The sequence below is a fragment of the Lagierella sp. genome (genome assembly GCF_029983815.1).
In the GTDB taxonomy this organism is placed as follows: domain Bacteria; phylum Bacillota; class Clostridia; order Tissierellales; family Peptoniphilaceae; genus Mediannikoviicoccus.
In genome coordinates this window covers 1-20,223 of sequence record NZ_JASBYU010000017.1, presented here as the reverse complement: position 1 = coordinate 20,223, position 20,223 = coordinate 1, and the positions used below count along the sequence as shown (strand labels likewise).

The window sequence follows — 20,223 nt, the reverse complement described above, 5'->3', positions numbered from 1 at the left end:
ATTTTACTCCTCAATCATATGACAGTACACTTTGTGGGTTGGAGAAATTATTTTCTCTGGAGGCATTTGTCTTTTACAGATATCTCCTCTAAGTTTGCACCTATCATAAAAAGGACATCCCTTCGGTTTTTCGATTAGAACTGGTGGGTTTCCAGGAATGGGAATCAGTCTTTCCTTCTTTCCGATTTTTGGAAGGGATTGTAATAGTCCTTTTGTATAGGGATTTAAACTATTTTCAAAGATCTCTTCGATGGTTGCCTCTTCCATAATTATTCCACCATATAGTACGATTACTCTGTCACAGGTGTTTGCAACAACTCCCAAGTCATGGGTGATAAGCAGGGTAGATTGGTCGCTATCCTTATTTAGACGGTTTAACAATGTCAAAACCTGTGCTTGTATCGTAACGTCAAGTGCAGTTGTAGGCTCGTCTGCAATGATGAGTTTAGGGTCTAAACAAAGGCTCATGGCAATCATCACCCTTTGTTTCATACCACCGGAAAATTCGTGGGGATAGCCGGATATCCTATTTTCTGCATCTGGGATTCCAACTAAATCCAAGTATTTGATTGAAAGCTCTTTTATCTCTTTATTATTTAAATTTTTCCTATGCCTCTTTATTAGACGATACATCTGTTTTTCAATAGTAAAGAGGGGATTTAAGGAAGTCATAGGGTCTTGAAATATCATGGAGATTTCATTTCCTCTAATATTTCGAAGGGTCTTTTCGTCTGCTTTTAAAAGATTTATTCCCTTATAAATAATTTCACCATCGTAAACTGCTCGGCCCTTTAAAAGGTTTAAGATGGATTTAGCGGTTACAGATTTACCACTACCAGACTCTCCTACAATTCCTAAGGTCTCATTTTCATATATATCGAAACTGATATTATTAACGGCGTAGGTGTTAAATTCCTTTCCAGGGAATTTTGCCGATAGATTTTTAACTTCAACTAATTTTTTCATCATATCTCCTTCCTGTAATAGTCGCCGATTACATTAAAGGCAAGTACGGTTAACAAGATTAATAGTCCTGGAAAGATTGCCAAGTAGGGAGAGGTGGCTAAGTACTGTTGTGCATCCTTTAACATGGACCCCCAGGAGGAGTTGGGTTGTCTAACTCCAAGACCTAAGAAGGATAGGGAAGACTCTGTCAATATTGCAGAAGCCACATTTACAGTGGCAGCAACTGTCAAAGTTGGTGTAATATTTCTTAGGATATGCTTTACCATTATCTTTCTATGGCTTACGCCGATAAGTTTAGCATAGGTTACATAATCCCTTTCCTTTAGAGAAAGGGTTTCGGCTCTAACAAGCCTTGCAATTCCCATCCAACTAAAGAGACCTATTATTATAATGATATTTTGAATTCCAGGTTTTAAAGCTGCATTTAGGATTAGGATTAAAAAGAAAGAAGGGATGCTCATTAGAATATCCACGCCCCTCATCAAAATCATATCCACCTTTCCACCAAAGTATCCTGCAATGATTCCAACCAGTGAACCTAGTATGGTGGAAATGACAACGGATAAAAATCCTACAGTCAATGAGGCCCTTGCTCCATGTAAAGCCCTGGCAAAGTAGTCTCTTCCAAGGTCATCTGTTCCAAAGAGATTTTCTTTATTAGGGTTTACTAAGGCGTTTGCTATATCTGTATCGATACCGTTTTTTGGATATAGGTCTGCAAGTATTGCCCCTAGGATAAATACTATCAATATCCCCAAGGAGAGTTTAACTTGAATAGGGCTTTGTTTAAGTTTTTTTATAAATGTTGACATTATGACATCTCCTTTATTCTAGGGTCTACAATTCCATATAGGATATCGCTTATTAGATTTCCCAGTATCAAGAGTATGGAGGCAAACATGGTCGTAGCCATGATAAGCGGGTAGTCGGCGGTGAAGATGGCGTTCATACCCAGTTGTCCAAGGCCTGGCCAACCGAAGATACTTTCAGTTATAAAGGCTCCTGAAACCAGTCTTGGAAGACTCATTCCCACTAGGGTTATAAGTGGTAGAAGGGAGTTTTTAAGTATGCTTTTAAAGAAGAGCTCTCTTTTGGAACTTCCCTGGGCAAGTTCTGTCATAACATAGTCTTCCTTTAACTGATCTGTAACCCTTGCTCTAACATATCTACTGATAACTGCCGTGTCGCCTATACTTAAAGTCAAAACAGGCATAATAGAATGTTTTAGTAGGTCCGGGAAGGTTTCTACTCCTAGGGTTCTCATACCAATACTTGGAAGTAGCCCCAGTTTTAATGAAAATAGATGCACCAACATCATGGCAAACCAAAAAGAAGGTATGGATATTCCTATGTAGGACAGTAAAGTGAAAATCTTATCTAAGATTCCGCCTTCATTCATACCGGAAACAATTCCGATTAAGGTGCCTAGAATTATGGAAAGTAAAAAGGCTGAACCCATCAGTCCAAGAGTTGCGGGAAGTCTTTCTGTAACCTGTTGTAAAACTGGTCTATGGTTTGAAAAGGAATAACCGAAATCTCCTTTAAAAATACCCTTTGCCCATCTTATATATTGAACTGGATAGCTATCGTTTAAACCCATGTTTTCTCTAATCCTTTCAATGTCTTGAACGGTAGATTCAGGAGTTATATGGGATCTAACCGGGTCGTTTGGTGCAATCCTAACCAATAGAAAGGACACTATGGATATGGTTATAATCATGGGAATTGTCTGTAATAATCGCTTTAAAATCAATCTTGTCATATTATCTCCTAAAATCAATGAACAATCCCCGAAGGGACTGTTCATTCAATTGTTGTTATTTTTTCTCAATCTTGTTGAAATAGTCAAACATATGAATAGGTGCAGGAGTTGCCTCTTCTAAATTGCCGAAGTCCTTCTTCACTGATAGGATGGACTTAACATTGGCAATTGGATATTCAACTGCATCATTTACAAGGGTCTGTTGAATTTCCTTGTATAAGTCGGCACGTTTCTTTTCATCTGTTTCTCTTTTTGCCTGTTCAAAAAGCTCGTCTACTTTAGGGTTTTGATAGTTACTAAAGTTTTCAGCGGAGTCACTCTTGAAGATAGCAGAGTAGTTGTCTGGATTGTCACCCATAACATAACCGTTTGAAGCCATGTCAAAGTCGTGGTTTTCATGATCCAATAACTTTTCTATGAAGGTAGCTCTTTCCATAGGAAGTAGTTCCACATTGATACCAACTTCTTTTAACATCTCTTGAATCAATAGACATTCCTTCTCTTGGTCTGGGTTACCAGAGGTGTACATCAACTTTAAGTTCAAGTTCTCTTTTCCAGCTTCCTTTAATAAGCTCTTAGCCTTTTCTACATCGTGTTCATATTTTTCTACATCGTCAGTAAAGAAACCGGTGTTAGTTGAAAATGGTGAATATGCAGCTTCTGCATAGTCATCACTTAAATAGGTTCCTTGAATTAACTTCTTCTTGTCAATTGCATAGGAAATGGCTTGACGTACCTTTACATCCTTTAAATTTTCAGAAGAAACTCTAAAGAATATGTTATCCACCATTCCTTCGGCAAAGGAAACTACTGTAAAGTTATCGTTCTTTTCGTATTTAGCAGCGTCCTTAGGTTTGATATAGGCAACGGAGATCTCGCCGTTTTCTAAAGCTACTAATAGGGCGTTTGTATCTGGAATTACCTTATAGGCGATACCGTCAAGCTTCGCAACATCTCCATAGTAGTCGTCAAATCTTTCAACTTGGTAAAGTTCTCCTGTCTTATGTTCCTTAAACTTGAAGGGACCACTACCAATAGGTTGTGCATTTTTAGAACTCTTCGCAATATCTGTTTCCCCTTCGTAAACGTGTTTTGGGATAGGGGATATTCCTGCAATTCCCTCGATAAAGGTCATATCTACCTTAGGTAATTTGTATTCTACTGTACTTTCGTCAACAGCTTTATATTCTACAACGCCAGATTCTGACTTAAATACATTCTGTCCCTTGGCGTTTTGCTTGTCATCTAATATAGAATCATAAGTGAATACTAAGTCTTCGGCCACAACTGGTTTTCCATCATGCCACTTGGCACTTTCCTTAAGTTTTAAAGTGTAGGTTAAAAAGTCTTCTGATGGTGTCATTGACTCAGCTAGACCATCATATACAACCTCTCCAGACTTAACATGGTACAGTGCATCAAATAGCACATTGGAGATAGTAAGGGAGACCCTGTCATTTGCGTAAAGTGGATTGACAGATGTAGGATCTGAACCAATTCCAAGAACCATTAGGCCGCCGTTATTGCCACTGCCTTCGCCGCCTGCTTCTGTGGTAGTATTAGAGCCGCCATTAGAACCGTTATTTCCAGCCTTATTTCCACATGCAGTAAATACTAAAGTAAATGCAAGTAGAAGGGCTGCTAATTTTATTTTCTTCATTTTTTCCTCCATTTTTAAAAATTTATTCACAAATTAAATATAGCATTAAGGATGGACATGGTCAATCCTTAAATAAAATTAAATACAAAAAAATTAATAACTATTCTTTAAATTAAATTTCCAGCATTAAAAATCACGTTAGAAAGCTTTTGATATTAGGAATTTAGTTTGGATATAACCAAGTCTGTAAATTCGTCAGTAGAAAGGGGCTTTTCAAATTCCCTATTGGAATGAATGTACTCCAAAGCCTTATCCAGTGCCAGTTGTACCCTTTCTGCAACTTCCTCCTTACCCAGGTATTCAAGTAACATACACCCGGTGAATAGGGTATCTGTAGGGTTTGCCATATTATTTGAAGCCCTACAGTCTAGGGAGCCATGGCTTGGTTCGAAAATTGCATATTCCTTACCGAAATTGCCCTTTGCAAATAATAGGCAGCTGTCTATTAAGCCCGTTGCAACATTTTCTATAATCTCGCCATATTTTCCCTGGGTTAAAATTATATTGTAGATGGTTGGATTTTTAATAAAGGCTTTAATAAACTGATTGAAGCTTAAAATTTTTAGATTTATACCATTTTTGTCGCCATTAGAAGAACTGTTTTCTTCATCAAACGTACTTTTAACCATATCCAAAAACAGGTCATCAAAATAATTAGATGAATCTTCAGATAACACCAGGGTAATGGTGTCCAAGTTTTTTTCTAAGGCTTGCTTCTTTGCAAGTTCTACCGCCCTTTTAGTACCTTCTTTGGTTATTGTAAAGGTCTTTGTAGCAGATGAAGGTTCAAAATTTTCTTCCTCCTTTAATAGATGGTCATCATTTTCATAAAAGATGCTTAAATCTATTTTCCCATAGGGATAGACTATGGAGTTAGAGCCCTTAATCCTACTTTCATGGACCATTAAATCATACTCCTGTCTCAAATGACTTATTGCAGACTTATAGCCTATGTCCTTGGGTGTATCCATAGGTCCCTTGATGCCAGTCTTTGTCTTTTCCATACTCTCGTAGAAGTCTTCTCCAATAAAAACTCCCGTCTTTTCAAAATGCCTATTTCCTGCTTCAAAGAGCTCCCATCTTATACCTGAGTTGGCAGCTCTTAAAATTCTTCTTAAGGATCTGGTAACTTCAAAACCTATACCGTCACCTTCTATTAATGAAATTCTACACATATTGCACCTCTATTGATTAATATTAACTAAAAAATTTCAGTCACATTACATATCTATATACCCAGTTACAGGACTTGTAAAATTTTAGTAAGCTTTTGAAAAAGAAAGTCTTAAATAAAAAAAGAACACCCACTCCAATTGGAGTGGATGCCTTGAGGTAATAAAATAAAAATGGAGCTCACTGCCGGAATCGAACCGGCGACCTCTTCCTTACCATGGAAGCGCTCTACCTACTGAGCTAAGAGAGCTAATACGACTATTATATAGGAAGGTTTTTGCCTTGTCAATTCCATATTAAAGATTTGTTAATCTAAATTAAATCCTGGTTTTTATATGGTTGAAAAAAGCTTCTATTCCTATTGGGAAAAGGAATTTATCTATGGTCTTTATCTGGGTGTAAAAAGGGAAATATATGCAAATATTGGAATAAAATTAGAAAAATTTAATTTTAATTCTTGTATTTAAAGTTAATTTAAGGTAGAATGAAATGGTAGAAATTTTAAGAAAGGATGTGCAATTTTGAAACCTAATTTTAAAAGAGTAAGTTCTTTGTTACTTGCGTTTGTCATGGTATTTTCAGTTTTTGCAAGTACAATTACATTTGCTCAAGAGGATGAAAAGGATTTCGGAAAAAGATTTAGCGAAACTCTTAAGAAAGAGGAAGTTTCCGAAAACAAGATCGATTCTGACATCAAGAAGTTGGATAAGAGTGAGGATGTTAGGGTTATTGTTAAACTAAAGTCAGATTCTATTTTAGAAACTGCAATTAAGGAGAAAAAATCTGTTGACAAGATGGGAAGAAGTCAGTTAAAGGCTCAAGCAAAATCCCTTGTAGAAAAACAGGATAAAATTGCAGACAAGGTAGAAGATGATGGGGCTAAAATTGAAAAGATAGACAATTTCACCGTTGCTGTTAACGGTTTCTCTGCAAAGATAAAGGCGGGGGATGTTGAAAAACTTGCAAGTCAAGGAGAGGTTGAAAGAGTCTACATCTCTAGGGAATATGAAAAACCTAAAACTTTCATGAACACTTCAAAGGATCTTGTAAACGTTGTTAATGATGTTTGGGGAGAAGACCTTGGATACAAGGGAGAAGGCTCCATAGTTTCAATTATAGACTCTGGATTTGACATTACCCACAAAGACTTTAATATTACTGACGAGAGTAAAGTTGCTTTAACAAAGGGAGATGTGGATAAATTCATAAAAGATTCCCAATCACTTCCAAGACCTCTTAATGGTAAGTATGGAAATGCAAAATTCCCATATATCTATGACTATCAAGACGTTGACCAAGACGTTAAGGAACATAAGGACGGTGGACAACACGGTCAACACGTTGCGGGAACTGTAGCTGCCAATGGTGACACCGAAAATGGTGGAATCAAAGGGGTTGCTCCTGAAGCACAAATCCTAGGCATGAAGGTCTTTGGAGACGACTTAAACAATAGCACTGTTTTTTCTGATGTTTATATAAAGGCAATTGAAGACTCTATTCTTCTAGGTGCCGATGCAATAAATATGTCCTTAGGTTGGCCTGTAAGACCTTATTCTAAAAAGGACTTTGCAGTTGAAGAGGCTGCTCTTAAAAAGGCTGAAGAGGGTGGAATTCTAGTTTGTGTTGCTGCAGGTAATGATGGATCGGCTGCTGCAGGAACCGGTGGAAATGCTCCTGAAAACCCAGACCTTGGCGTTTTAGGAACACCTTCTCTCTATGAAAATCCACTAACTGTTGCATCCTTTGAAAATACAACGGTATTTGGATCACAAATCATCTTTAAAAATGGCGATGTTGAAGAAAAGATGGTTGCATCCTTATTTGAAAGGATAACTGAGGACATGGTTCCCCTTGAAGGCGAATATGTCTATGCAAAACTTGGTAATAATGAAGAAGATTACGAAGGAGTAGACGCAAAGGATAAGATCGTCCTAGTTGAAAGAGGTGACGGTACTTATACTGAAAAGAAGGATATGGCTCAATCAAAAGGGGCTAAGGGTTTAATAATCTTCAACCATGAAAATGGCGGAAATGCTATTATGAATATGTTAATAGATGGGGATGTAAATATTCCTGTTACATTTATTGGACATGACAATGGTGTGAAATTGGTTAAAGCCTTGGAAGAAGGGCAAAATCCAACAGTTGTAATCGACGGAAGAAGTTTTGTTGAAAATCAAGATAGCAATAGAATGTCTTCCTTCTCAAGCTGGGGTCCAACTTCTGACTTGAGATTAAAGCCAGAGCTAACTGCTCCTGGTGGACAGATCTATTCGGTTCAAAATGACAACGGTTACACTACAATGAGTGGTACATCCATGGCTACTCCTCATGTTGCCGGTGGTGTTGCCCTTGTTAAACAGGGTTTAGTAAATTATGAAAAGTCAGGTTTAACTTCAAAGGCTGCTTATAATAAGGCTACTTTTGCTGATATGGCTAAGACTAGACTTATGAATACTGCTATTCCTAAGGTTGCTCCTGAAGGATATTACTATTCTGTAAACCTACAAGGTGCAGGTATGATGAATGTGGCAAATGCAATTAAGACTCCTGTAAGGGTCTATGCTACAGGAACCAATGACGACCTTGTGGACGCAAAGCTTTCATTGAAGGAAATTGCAGGAAAGTTTGAAGCGGACCTTCAACTTAAAAACGATAGCGATAGGGATGTAACCTACTCTGTAAAACTTATAGGTTTAAAGGAAAGAATTTCCGTTGCTACAGGAGAAGATGGAACAGAGTGGACTTATCTTGATGAGGCAACTGAAAATCTATTTATAGACAATAAGGGTGTTAAAGAGATAAAGGTTCCTGCAGGTAAGGATGCAACTGCTAAGATTGTTGGGGAATACGATACAAATGAAGTTGGCAAAAATCAATTTGTAACAGGTTTTATAAAACTTGAGGATGTAAATTCTAAAGAGCCAACTCTATCAGTTCCATTTATGGGCTTTAATGGTAAATGGGCAGAACTGCCTGCTCTTGATGGAATGTTCCAATACGATGAGCCTTCTCAATTCAATATGGCTGGTTTTGCAAGAAGGGACTTTAAAGAAATAAGTCCATTTGAAGGAGCGCCTTTCCTTCCAGCGGGGGTTGAAAAGGTCGATGATAAGGGAATGGTAACTGAAGGTGAAGGAAAAGAGACTAAAGTTGTTTACTTTGGACCTGAAACCTTTGTAATTCCAGTTATTTCACCGCTTAGAAATATGGAACTTCTAACCATGTCCATAGAGGATTACAATGGAGATCAGTTAAAGAAGATAAATGAAATTAAACTTCTTTCAAAGATAAGTAAGTTGGATCAAAACAACTACTCCTATAGATGGTATGGAAACACTCCATGGGACGGTAAGGTATACAATGAGTTGGTTCCTGAAGGACAGGTAAATTACTTTGTATTTAACGCTAAGGTAAACTATCCTGGAGATGCACAGATTAAAAGATATCCACTTGTAGGTGATTATACAGCGCCTACTATTAAGGTTGAATCCGTGGATTCTTCTACTAGAGAAGTGAAGGCTACAATCACAGACAAATTGTCTGGCATAGGTTATATATGGCTTAGAACTCCTGATGTAAAGAATCCAGGTAAATTTATAGATGCAAATCTATTGGTAGAAAAAGAAGTTTCTTATAATGAAGAGACTGGAGAAATCACTTTTAAAATTCCTGAAAACTTCGATCTAAATCAAGATATCTTCCTATGTGCTGAAGACAAGGTTTGGAACTGGACTTCTGAAAAACTAGATGTAAGTCAAAAGGTTGAAGAAAAGGATATGAGAATAGTATTCACAAAACCAGGACTTTTAAGCTATGTAAATGGCAAAGTTGTGGTTAACGGCGAAATTGGAAATATACCAAAGGATACTGAATTAAAAGTTGTATTGGAAGAGTTGGATCCAGAAACAGATAGAGTTATTGGTAAGCCTGTTGAAGCAAAAGTTGTTTGGAACGAAAAGGGATATTATGAATTCTCTGGCGAAGTTCCACTAAAAACTCAGGGCCATGCGAAAGTTAGAGCTACTGCTACAACTCCTAACCAAACCCATGGTGCCGTACTTGATCTATTCAATGATGTGACTGCTCCTAAGATGGAGATAAAGACAGAATGTCTAGAGGGTAATAAAGTTAAATTTATTATCAAGGTTACTGAAAACTACTGGTATGCAGAGGTTAACCTATTTAGAGACGGAGAAGAACTTCCTGAAATGGTTAAAAGGTTTGACAATTCATTTGGAGAATTAAAGGGAACTCCTGTTGAAGAGGAATTTGAAGTGGTTTACAAACTTCACGACGGTGAAAATGTATTTAAATTCGTGGTTAGTGACGACCATGGTATGAGTGCTGAAGTAGAGAAAAAGATTGTCCCTGGACAATGTGAAGTCACTGAACCATCAGACTCTACTGAACCACCAGAAGACACAAATCCACCAAAGGAAACAGAAGAAACCAAGGAAACTGAAGAAACTAAGGAAACTGAAGAAACTAAGGAAGCTGAAGAAACAAGAGATACTGAACCTACCAACAAACCAGGAGTACCTACAGATTCAGAAAAACCTGCTAAGGAATACGCAAAGGTAAATGAAATATTTGGTAAGGACAGATATAAGACAGCTGTAGAAGTAAGCAAAAAAGCCTTTGAAAAGGCAGATACTGTAATCCTTGCTTCAGGAGTGAACTTCCCTGATGCATTGGCTGCTTCAACCTATGCAGGTCTTGTAAAAGCTCCAATCCTATTGACTTCTCAAAATGAAATTTCAAAGGAAGTCCTAGATGAAATAGCTAGATTAAAGGCTGAAAATATTCTAGTTGTAGGTGGAGACACATTGATTCCTGATTCAATTCTAAAAGTATTGAAGGAAAAGGGACTAGAAGTTGAAAGAATTTCCGGTAAGGATAGATATGAAACTGCCATCAAGTTATTTAACGAAAAGGTAACTGATAAGGAAAATATCATCTTGGCCAGCGGAAAGGAATTTGCAGATGCTCTATCCATAGCTCCATATGCAGGATTAAAGGGTTATGGTATCATCTTAACCGATGGAAAAACAGTAGATAGTAAGGTTTTAGAAAAGGTTAAGACTGTAACCATAGTTGGTGGAGATAGTTCTGTTTCTAAGGAACTTGAGAAGGAGTTAAAGGAAAAGAAGATAGAAGTTACAAGAGTGTCCGGCAAGGACAGATATATTACTTCTTTGGAAATTGCCAAGAAATTCTTTAAGGACGCTAAGAGAGTGGAAGTGGCAAGTGGACAAGACTTCCCTGACTCATTAACAGGTTCTGTTCTTGGAATTAAGAATGAAGCTCCAATGATACTTGTTAAAAAGGACTCTATAAACCCTAGTACAGTTAAGTTCTTAGAAGGATTAAAACTTCAAGAGATCGATATTATAGGTGGTAGAGGAACTATTGGAAGTTCCGTTAGAGAAACCTTAAAGAAAATAGAAGTTAAGTAAATAAAAAGAGTGAAAGTCATATTGTTGGCTTTCACTCTTTTAAATTTTTAGAGATTTCGTCTAGGATATTTTTCATATCCTCATCTAAAGTTACAAGGTTTTTTTGTTGATAATCCGGTTTTCTAACCTTCATTCTAGAAAGTTGTTTTTTTAGGCTATTATATTCTATTAAAAGCTCTTCAGAGGATAGCCTTGTACCTCCTCTACTTAAAATCGTCTGTTGAATCAAATTGTCATCGGTGGCAACTCGAATGATGTCCTTTTTGCCAGTTAAATCTAAAATCCTCTCAATATAGCTGTCTGCAGTTTCCTTTTCCTTGGTAAAATAGATTTTTATGTTCTTGTAGTCCCTTTCGCCTATGGTGCGTTCCCCCTTTGCAAGATAGGCATCAAATACTAAGTACACCTTTTCATCTCCCAGAGCTTGAAATTCACTTAATATATTTATCAATTCCTCTCGGGAGGCTGAAAGGCTGATATTGTTCTTTATGGATACTAGATGGGGCCAAGCGTTTATTATATTGTAGCCATCCACAAAGAGAAATCTTTTTCTATTCATCTCTTTGCCTTAAAACCTCGTAGCAGACAATGGCACAGGCGTTGGATGCATTTAGCGAAGAAATCTTGCCCTTCATTGGAATCTTTATAAGTTCGTCACAATTTTCCTTTATCATCTGGGAGATACCCTTTCCTTCGTTGCCTATGACAAGGGCTATGGGTCCTGTTAAATTGGTCTTATTATAGTAACTTTTTGCATCTCCATCTGTTCCATATACGAATATGTTTTTGCTTTTTAAGTCGTCTATGGTCCTATTTAAATTGGTTACCTTTGCAACCTTTATATAGTTTGCAGCTCCAGCGGAAGACTTGTACACCGTGGAGTTAACTGTGGCAGACCTTCTCTTTGGAATGATGATTCCGTGAACTCCTGCAGTTTCACAGGTTCTCATAATTGCTCCAAGGTTATGGGGATCCTCTATTTCATCTAGAAGTACTATAAAGGGGTCTTCATTTCTCTCTTTTGCAACATTTAGAATATCTTCTACAGAGGAGTAGTGAAATTGTGAAATCTGTGCAACTACTCCCTGATGAACTTCTCCCTGGGACATATTGTCCAATGCCTTTTTGTCCACGTATTTTATGATTACTCTTTTATCCTTGGCCTTTCCAATAATTTTTTCGATGGATCCCTTTAGTTTTCCCTTTTGTATGTAGAGGGTCTCTACTTTGTCTAAATTCAAAGCCTCTAAACAGGCGTTTCGTCCATAAATAATATCTGTCATCTCTACCTCTTTTATTGATTTGTTTTCATGGTAAATCGTTAAGCATTTTGTCTAAGAAATAATAATTTAGACAGTAGCATAACATGGTTTTTATTTTAAATTTACTTTATTTTGTCATTTTAGTAGTACCCTTAAGATGTTGTCTTAAAAACGGGTAAAACTATTTTAATGGTATTGCTCCTATTTCAATAAAGTCCTTATCTACATTATAGCATTCTTTTAAAAATTCAAGACATATTATACAATGGGATTGGAGGTAATCATGAATAATGAAGTAATCCTGCAGGGATTTGAATGGTACTTGCCAGATGATGGCAACCATTATAATAGATTAAAGGAAATGGCAAAGGAGTTGTCAGACCTTGGAGTTGCTGGAATTTGGCTACCACCCTTTTGTAAAGCCACGGGAACAAATGATGTAGGTTATGGAATCTACGATCTATATGACCTAGGTGAGTTTGATCAAAAGGGAAGTGTTAGAACTAAGTATGGCACTAAAGAGGAACTTATGGAACTAATCCAGGTTCTTCATGAAAATAATATTTTGGTATATGGGGATATAATTTTAAATCATAAGGCAGGGGCTGACGAAGAGGAGCTATTTAAAGCTGTTAAAGTAGATGAAATGGATAGAAATAAAGTCCTTGGAGAGCCTCATGACATAAAGGGGTGGACCAAGTTCACCTTTCCTGGTAGAAAGGGAAAGTACTCTGAATTTATATGGAATTTTCAGCATTTTTCTGGAGTGGACTACGACTCTTTAAATGATGAAAAGGGCGTATTTAAAATAGTTGGATATGAGAAGGACTGGGAAGAGAATGTTTCTTTGGAAAAGGGAAACTATGACTATCTCATGTTTGCAGACATAGACCACAACCACCCAGATGTGAGGGAGGAACTCTTTAGATGGGGAAACTGGATTGTAGATGAACTTAGCCTCGACGGCATGAGATTTGATGCTTTAAAACATATTGACGAAGGATTTATAGTGGACTTTATAAATTCCGTTAGAAGCAAGGAAAATATCAAAGATGACTTCTACTTTTTTGGAGAGTTTTGGCTCTATGAACCAAACACCATAAATGGATATCTATATGACACCCGTTATGATATGGATCTATTTGATGTGGGACTGCATTATAATATGGTTCAAGCTTCAAAAAGCCAGGACTATGATATTAGACAGATTTTTGACAACACTTTAGTTAAGGAACATCCTACCATTGCGGTGACATTTGTGGACAATCACGACTCACAACCGGGACAAGCCCTGGAGTCCTTTGTAGATGAGTGGTTTACAAAGATTGCCTATGGGATAATCCTACTATATAAGGACGGGTACCCATGTGTGTTCTGGGGAGATTATATGGGAATGGGCGAGCCGGTAAATTCTCCTGGACATAGGGAAATGATAGAAAATCTATTATATATAAGGAAGAACTTTGCCTATGGAGACCAGGATATGTACTATGAATCAGAGAGTCTACTGGGCTGGGTTCGCCATGGCAACGAAGAACATCCCAATAAATTGGCGGTGTTGATTTCCACAGGGGACATGAACACCTTAAGGATGTTTGTAGGAAAGGAAGAGGCCGGTAAGGTATATAAGGAATACACCGGTGACAATTCCAAGGAGATAACAATAGATGAAGAAGGTTTCGGTGACTTTGAAGTAGGTCCTGGAACCATAACATGTTGGAGTGAGAAGAATGAAGAAAGATAGAACTAAAACCCATTTTACAATGGAAGAACTAAGAGCGGCAACTAAGGAAAAATTACATGATAGAGGAGTTCATATTCAAGATATTGCAGATATAGTATTTAAATTGCAAGAGGGATATATAAATGATATTTCAATGGACTTATGTAGGGAGCATGTTATGGCGGTGCTTTTAAAAAGGGAGGTTTGCCATGCGATCTTAACGGCCATCGCCCTTGATGAGATGGCAGAGAAAGACCTTTTGGAAGAACCTCTACTAACAATAGTTAAGAGTGACGAAGGTCTCTATGGAATCGACGAAATCATACCCCTATCCATAGTGAATATATATGGATCCATTGGACTTACTAATTTTGGATATTTGGATAAGGTTAAGTTTGGTATAATTGACGACCTGGATCAAAATAAAAACGCAGATACTCAGGTAAACACCTTTATGGACGATATTGTGGCAGCTCTTGCAGCGGCGGCAGCCAGTAGGTTAGCACATGCCAGAGACTAAATACTACGCTGTAAAGACGGGGCGAAAACCTGGAATATACTCATCCTGGGAGGAGTGTAAGAAGCAGATTGACGGCTACAGTGGTGCAGTGTTTAAAAAGTTCAAGACAAAAAAAGAGGCGGATGCCTTTGTTGCTGGTTCAAACCTTCTTGTTGAAAAGATTAAGGAAGAAGGTAGTGTAGACAAGGGTGAAGTAATAGCCTATGTGGATGGGTCCTTTAACAGTGTTACTAAGGCCTGTGGCTATGGTGTGGTTTTGTTGATGAGAAATGAAAAGTTGGAGTACTTTGACTCTGTAAGGTTAACAGGTTTAGAGCAGTATAGAAATGTTACAGGGGAGATCTTCGGAACCATATATGCAATAGAAAAGGCTATAGAATTTGGATATAAAAAGATATATATCCACTATGACTATATGGGAATTAGGGAGTGGGCATTAAAAAGTTGGAAAGCCAACAACCCTTTAACTCAGAAGTATCAAAGGGACTTTGCTAGGCTTAAAGAGGATATAGAGGTGGAATTTATCAAGGTTCCATCCCATCAGGGAATTAAATACAATGAACTTGCGGACAAATTAGCTAAAAAGGGTGCAGGAATAAAATGAGAATAATGATTGTGGGTGCAGGAAAGCTTGGAATCTATCTTGGCAAAACGCTTGAAGAAAAAGGCCATGAGATAATAATTATCGAAAAGGATAAGGAAAGATTAAAAAGGGTTTTAAAGTATAACACCTTTAATGTTGCCTTGGGAGATGCTACAGACACCAATGTTTTAGAGGAAGCTGGAATCTGGCTTACCGATGTCTTTATTAGTACAACTTCAAAGGATGAAATGAATATGATCCTTTGTCTAATGGGAAAAAAACTTGGAGCTAAGATGACCATTTGCCTTTGTGGATCTACAAAATACTTAAATAATGTGGATTTTATGGGGGATATTTTAAATATCGACTTGATATTAAATCCAAAACTTGAAACCGCCAGGTATATATTGCGGTCCATCTATGCACCGGAAGTCACAAAGATAGACGCCCTGGACCATGGAAGAATCAGAAAGGTATCCTTAAAAGTAAATGAAAAAGACGAACTAAGGGATAAAAACATTAAGGACATCTCCACAATGCTTCCAAAAAATATGCTTATAGTTGCAATTTTAAGAAGTGGAGAGATTTTGGTTCCAAAGGGGGATGTAAGTATAAAAGAAGGAGACATTCTTCATCTCTTAGGTAGCAATGACGCATTTATAAATTTTTTCGCCAAGAGAAATGGAATTTACAAGGGGGAAACCTACTTTATAATCGGTGGAAATAGCATGGCCTACTTTTTAGTTGAGAGACTGGAAAGGCTGGACCATCAAGTAAAGGTTATAGAAAAAAATAAGGATTTAATCGAAGCTTTAAGGTTAAATTTTCCCAACTGTGAAGCTGTATATGCAGATGGATTTGACGTAGAGTTGTTGAAGGAAGAAGGCCTTGGAGATTATGATAATTTGATTTTACTCACAGAACGGGATGAGACCAACCTTATCCTAGGCGATTTGGGAAAGAGTCTTGGAGTAAAAAGGGTTTACTCTAAAGTATACAATAAAGAAATTTTAAAATATGGGAACTTTGACAGTATAGAAAAGGTGTTTTCCATGGAAGATATCCTGGGTACAGTTTTGGAAAACTTTATAAAGACAAATGATGATTTTCTGGATTCCAAAATAGAGACTTTAAATAAGATATCCAAGTCTAAAATCAAGATAGAAGAGTTGATTATAGATGAAAATTCTAATTATCTGGACAAGAAGATAAAGGACATCTACCTTGGCGAAAACACATTAATAGCCTTTATTTCAAGAAAAAACAAACTCTTGATACCAAGGGGAGAGGATGTTTTAAAAAAGAAGGACTTGCTAATTACTGTAACATTAAAATAAAATTGTAGAAGGATGTGGCACTCAAGATTTATTTGAGTGCTATATTTTTTGTAATATCCCATGGTTTTTGTGTATAATCTCAATGTATAGTAAATTGAAGGAGGATTTATATGTCTGAAAAATTATCTAGGTTTTTCAAAATGAAAGAGAGAAAAACCGATGTTCGTACTGAGATAATGGCGGGAATCACTACTTTTATGACGGTTTCTTACATACTTGTAGTAAACCCAAGTATTCTTTCTGAGGCGGGAATGGATAGAGGAGCTGTGTTTACAGCCACCATTATAGCATCGGTAGTTGCAATTTTACTCATGGGACTCTATGCTAATATGCCCTTTGTACTTGCGCCGGGAATGGGATTAAATGCTTTTTTCACCTATTCTGTAGTTTTAAAGATGGGCAAGAGTTGGGAATTTGCTTTGACGGCGGTTTTTCTAGAGGGTTTGGTTTTTATACTATTATCTTTTTTTAAAGTCAGAGAAGCAATTTTTAGTTCCATACCCCTTTCCCTTAAAAAGGCGGTATCCGTTGGAATTGGACTTTTTATTGCATTGATAGGACTTACATCTGTAAATATCATCGTACAAGGAGAAGGAGTAATTCTAGCCCTTGGAGACATTTATAGTAAAGAGGCCCTTGTGTTTTTCTTTGCCTTTTTAGTCATGTCCATATTGTCCGTAAGAAAGGTTAAAGGTTCTTTATTAATAGGTATAGTTTCATCGACTATATTAGCTCTAATATTAGGTGTGACTAAATTGCCAGAATCAGGTAAAATCTTTTCACTTCCACCAAGCTTAAGTCCAATAGCCTTTAAATTGGAATTTCATAATATATTCACCTTAGAGATGTTGGCAATAGTGTTCACCTTCTTATTTGTTGACATCTTCGATACTGTAGGAACTTTGACGGGAGTGGCGGCAAAGGCGAATATGTTAGATGAAAAGGGAGATTTGCCAAATGTATCCAAGGCCCTAATGGCGGACGCTATCGGTACAACGGTTGGAGCTTTGATTGGTACATCCACAGTAACAACCTTTGTGGAATCTGCATCGGGAGTAGCAGAAGGAGGAAGGACTGGACTAACTGCTCTATCCTCAGGGGCGCTATTTTTGGTTTCCCTATTCTTATTCCCGTTATTTTCCATAGTTCCACCGGCGGCCACATCAGCAGCCCTTGTAATAGTTGGAGTCTTTATGATGAGTCCAATTTTGGAAGTGGATCTAAATGACTATTCAGAAGCCATACCAGCCTTTGTAACCATTGCCATGATGCCCTTTGGATATTCAATCGCAGAAGGAATTTCCTTTGGTATGATGACTTATGTAATCCTAAAGGTTACAGGAGGAAAGAAAAAAGAGGTTTCACCACTTATGGTGGTTCTAGCCCTTATATTTTTATTTAAGCTGTTGGCACCTGTAATTTTTAAATAATTAAATTTAGCACCCATGGAGTAGGATTTATACTTCATGAGTGCTTTTTTATGCTAAATTGTAGGTGTCAAAACAGCCTATCTAGTAGTTTTCATAATCATAGGACCATATGTAAAACATTTCAAAATAACCTAGTGATAACTTTTTGAAAATTAGTAAGGTGGGTTTACGTGTGAATTTTGACATAAAACTAAAAAAAGTATAGAATACACATGTCAACTATTAAAAAAACCGATATATGAAAATGACAAAAGATAAATTAATAATAGTGGATATAATTGAATGACAAAATAGGAAAATTAATTGGCATAGGAGCTTCCAAAGAAGTAAAGAAACTAAACAAGGGGGTATTGATTATGAAAAATAAATTAAGAAATAGTATATCAAATGGAATAGTATTAGGAACGGCTGTTACAATTGTAACAAAAAGTATTAATCCTTGGTTAGCAGCAGGATTTCTCATAAGTGCGGCGTTAATAAGTTCAAAAGATGAAGATGAAGATAAAAAGGGTAAGGATAATTAAACTCATATTAGATGTAAGTAAATGTATAAACTTGTTTAATTTGAAACTAGAAGATTTATATAAAAAAATACGAGTTGAAGATTTCAAGTATTGTAACAAGAATTTCATGGTGGGATTATCTGGACTTTATTACTGGAAATTATTGGATTGGGATATGCAAGGAAAATTGGATTTAATATAAAGGAGAAAAATTTAATATGAACGAGAATATCATAGAAACTTATGATCTGAGTAAAAGATTTAAGAGTAAAAAAGCACTCGACAATATTTCTCTAAATATAAAAAGAGGTGCTGTTACAGGATTATTTGGTGAAAATGGGGCGGGGAAAACAACATTGATGAAACTTGTTACAAACCAACTTAAACCAGATAATGGACAAATAGTTATTAATGATAAACCACTTGTGTTTAATTCTGAAGTCAATTCAAGCATAGGTTGTTTGCTTGAAAAACCGTCCCTGTATCCTTATTTAACTGCTTCACAACACTTATCGCTTTTTAATTTGCTAAATTCTGAAAATCAAGACCACTTTATTAATGAACTAATTGAAGAATATGGATTATCGGATTTTAAAGATACCAAAGCGAAAGGATATTCATTAGGTATGAAACAAAGACTTGGCCTTGCAATGGCTGAACTATTAGGAAGTGAAATATTGATACTTGATGAGCCCTTTAATGGATTGGATCCAGTAAGTGTAAATAAATTTAGGGATCGTATTTTACACTTAAAAAGCAAAGGAATAACCATATTAATATCTAGTCATTTGATTAGGGAGCTTGAAGATCTTATAGATAATTTAGTGATTATTTCTAAAGGAAAATTGATTAGTTCGATTAGTCTTAAAGATTTTATGAAGGACAAACAAAATTCCCTTGAAAAAGAAATTTTGAAAATAATGGAGGTGTGATATGAAAAAATTGTTAAAATTTGAATTGTATAAACTTCAAAAACGGAAAAAGTTTTTAAAAATACTACTAATGGTTATGGCTTTTCAACTGCTAATGGCAATTTTCATAAAATATAATCCAGATTTTATGAGTTATGAAAAAGGAATTCAATTTTCATTTCATTCTGCAGTTCTTGTAAATGTGAATATAATATTTTTGGCTTGTAGCATATTTTCTGAGGATTTTGAATATTTGACAATTATTCCCATAAAAACTAAATTCCCTGATGTTTTAAAACTTGTTTTAGCAAAAATGATTACGGTATTCATAGTGTATATTGCATCGTTATTCCTTACGGCATCATTTGCTATGGTTTTATCGATGGTATTATTGAAAATTACTCCTAGCTTTGGGATGTTTACAGATGCGTTGATTTATAATTTAGCAATGATAATTCCAGTATCTACAATACTTTTGTTACTAGCAATTGTAATCATTTTGACAAGGAAAGAAAAATCTGGTTTGATTTTGGGAGTTGTAATCTACATGCTGTATGGATTTGGTACTGGTGTAAACTTTTTGATAATAAGAAAGTTTCCAATTATAAAATATGGTATTGTCAACCTCTTGAACTTATCAAACCAAATTTTGGAACCGAAATACGCATATTTAACACAATTAAGCAATATGGGAATGGTCTTTATACCGATAATTTATTTGTTAATTGAGAGTGTAATTTTATACAAATTATCAAAATCTGTAGAGATATAAAAGAAAATAAAGTTTACTTATTTATGTAATTCTAAAGATTACAGGAGGAAAGAAAAAAGAGGTTTCACCACTTATGGTGGTTTTAGCCCTTGTATTCCTATTTAAGTTGTTGGCACCTGTATTTTTTAAATAATTAAATTAAGCACCCATGGACTAGGATTT

Annotated in this window: 16 protein-coding genes and 1 tRNA gene; 9 read left to right on the top strand and 8 right to left on the bottom strand. The window is 36.3% G+C overall.

Annotated features, from left to right (window positions below; all coding sequences use genetic code 11):
• Positions 1–3: 3 nt before the first annotated feature.
• From Q1K37_RS06995 to Q1K37_RS06970, 6 genes are all read right to left on the bottom strand, one after another.
• Positions 4–966, bottom strand: a complete 963-nt coding sequence (locus tag Q1K37_RS06995; protein WP_300410814.1) for an ABC transporter ATP-binding protein — start codon at positions 964–966, stop codon at positions 4–6.
• Entirely contained in the window at positions 966–1,778 is an 813-nt protein-coding gene (locus Q1K37_RS06990; RefSeq protein ID WP_300410813.1) for an ABC transporter permease, read from the bottom strand. The genes Q1K37_RS06995 and Q1K37_RS06990 overlap by 1 nt, the downstream gene beginning before the upstream one ends.
• Entirely contained in the window at positions 1,778–2,728 is a 951-nt protein-coding gene (locus tag Q1K37_RS06985) for an ABC transporter permease (protein ID WP_300410812.1), read from the bottom strand. The genes Q1K37_RS06990 and Q1K37_RS06985 overlap by 1 nt, the downstream gene beginning before the upstream one ends.
• Before the next feature lie 55 nt (positions 2,729–2,783).
• The gene (locus tag Q1K37_RS06980; protein ID WP_300410810.1) at positions 2,784–4,388 is read right to left on the bottom strand and encodes an ABC transporter substrate-binding protein; all 1,605 of its coding nucleotides are present in this window, start codon (positions 4,386–4,388) and stop codon (positions 2,784–2,786) included.
• Between the two features lie 155 nt (positions 4,389–4,543).
• Positions 4,544–5,563, bottom strand: coding sequence for an isocitrate/isopropylmalate family dehydrogenase (locus Q1K37_RS06975; RefSeq protein ID WP_300410809.1), 1,020 nt, complete (start codon positions 5,561–5,563; stop codon positions 4,544–4,546).
• A gap of 172 nt (positions 5,564–5,735) precedes the next feature.
• Positions 5,736–5,811, bottom strand: a tRNA-Thr gene (locus Q1K37_RS06970).
• A gap of 271 nt (positions 5,812–6,082) precedes the next feature.
• Here Q1K37_RS06970 and Q1K37_RS06965 point away from each other — a divergent pair.
• Positions 6,083–11,020, top strand: a complete 4,938-nt coding sequence (locus Q1K37_RS06965) for a cell wall-binding repeat-containing protein (RefSeq protein ID WP_300410808.1) — start codon at positions 6,083–6,085, stop codon at positions 11,018–11,020.
• A 31-nt stretch (positions 11,021–11,051) separates the two neighbouring features.
• Here the strand turns inward: Q1K37_RS06965 and Q1K37_RS06960 are convergent, their stop codons facing one another.
• Together Q1K37_RS06960 and rlmB are read right to left on the bottom strand one after the other, a co-directional pair.
• Positions 11,052–11,579, bottom strand: a complete 528-nt coding sequence (locus Q1K37_RS06960; RefSeq protein WP_300410806.1) for an NYN domain-containing protein — start codon at positions 11,577–11,579, stop codon at positions 11,052–11,054.
• The gene (gene rlmB / locus Q1K37_RS06955; RefSeq protein ID WP_300410804.1) at positions 11,572–12,303 is read right to left on the bottom strand and encodes a 23S rRNA (guanosine(2251)-2'-O)-methyltransferase RlmB; all 732 of its coding nucleotides are present in this window, start codon (positions 12,301–12,303) and stop codon (positions 11,572–11,574) included. The genes Q1K37_RS06960 and rlmB overlap by 8 nt, the downstream gene beginning before the upstream one ends.
• Before the next feature lie 262 nt (positions 12,304–12,565).
• On the opposite strand from rlmB, the gene Q1K37_RS06950 reads away from it, so the two are divergent.
• From Q1K37_RS06950 to Q1K37_RS06915, 8 genes are all read left to right on the top strand, one after another.
• Entirely contained in the window at positions 12,566–14,026 is a 1,461-nt protein-coding gene (locus tag Q1K37_RS06950) for an alpha-amylase (RefSeq protein WP_300410802.1), read from the top strand.
• Positions 14,013–14,525: a phosphatidylglycerophosphatase A gene (locus tag Q1K37_RS06945; RefSeq protein WP_300410800.1), complete on the top strand. Its 513-nt coding sequence runs from the start codon at positions 14,013–14,015 to the stop codon at positions 14,523–14,525. The genes Q1K37_RS06950 and Q1K37_RS06945 overlap by 14 nt, the downstream gene beginning before the upstream one ends.
• A complete protein-coding gene (locus Q1K37_RS06940; RefSeq protein WP_300410798.1) occupies positions 14,512–15,129 on the top strand; it encodes a ribonuclease H family protein in 618 nt (205 codons plus the stop codon). The genes Q1K37_RS06945 and Q1K37_RS06940 overlap by 14 nt, the downstream gene beginning before the upstream one ends.
• A complete protein-coding gene (gene trkA, locus Q1K37_RS06935; protein ID WP_300410796.1) occupies positions 15,126–16,445 on the top strand; it encodes a Trk system potassium transporter TrkA in 1,320 nt (439 codons plus the stop codon). The genes Q1K37_RS06940 and trkA overlap by 4 nt, the downstream gene beginning before the upstream one ends.
• A 110-nt stretch (positions 16,446–16,555) precedes the next feature.
• Positions 16,556–17,875: an NCS2 family permease gene (locus tag Q1K37_RS06930; protein ID WP_300410795.1), complete on the top strand. Its 1,320-nt coding sequence runs from the start codon at positions 16,556–16,558 to the stop codon at positions 17,873–17,875.
• Positions 17,876–18,153: 278 nt separating this feature from the next.
• Positions 18,154–18,399: a hypothetical protein gene (locus Q1K37_RS06925; protein ID WP_300410794.1), complete on the top strand. Its 246-nt coding sequence runs from the start codon at positions 18,154–18,156 to the stop codon at positions 18,397–18,399.
• Positions 18,400–18,596: 197 nt separating this feature from the next.
• Positions 18,597–19,310, top strand: coding sequence for an ATP-binding cassette domain-containing protein (locus Q1K37_RS06920; protein WP_300410792.1), 714 nt, complete (start codon positions 18,597–18,599; stop codon positions 19,308–19,310).
• 1 nt (position 19,311) lies between these two features.
• Entirely contained in the window at positions 19,312–20,061 is a 750-nt protein-coding gene (locus Q1K37_RS06915) for an ABC transporter permease (RefSeq protein ID WP_300410790.1), read from the top strand.
• Positions 20,062–20,223: the final 162 nt, after the last annotated feature.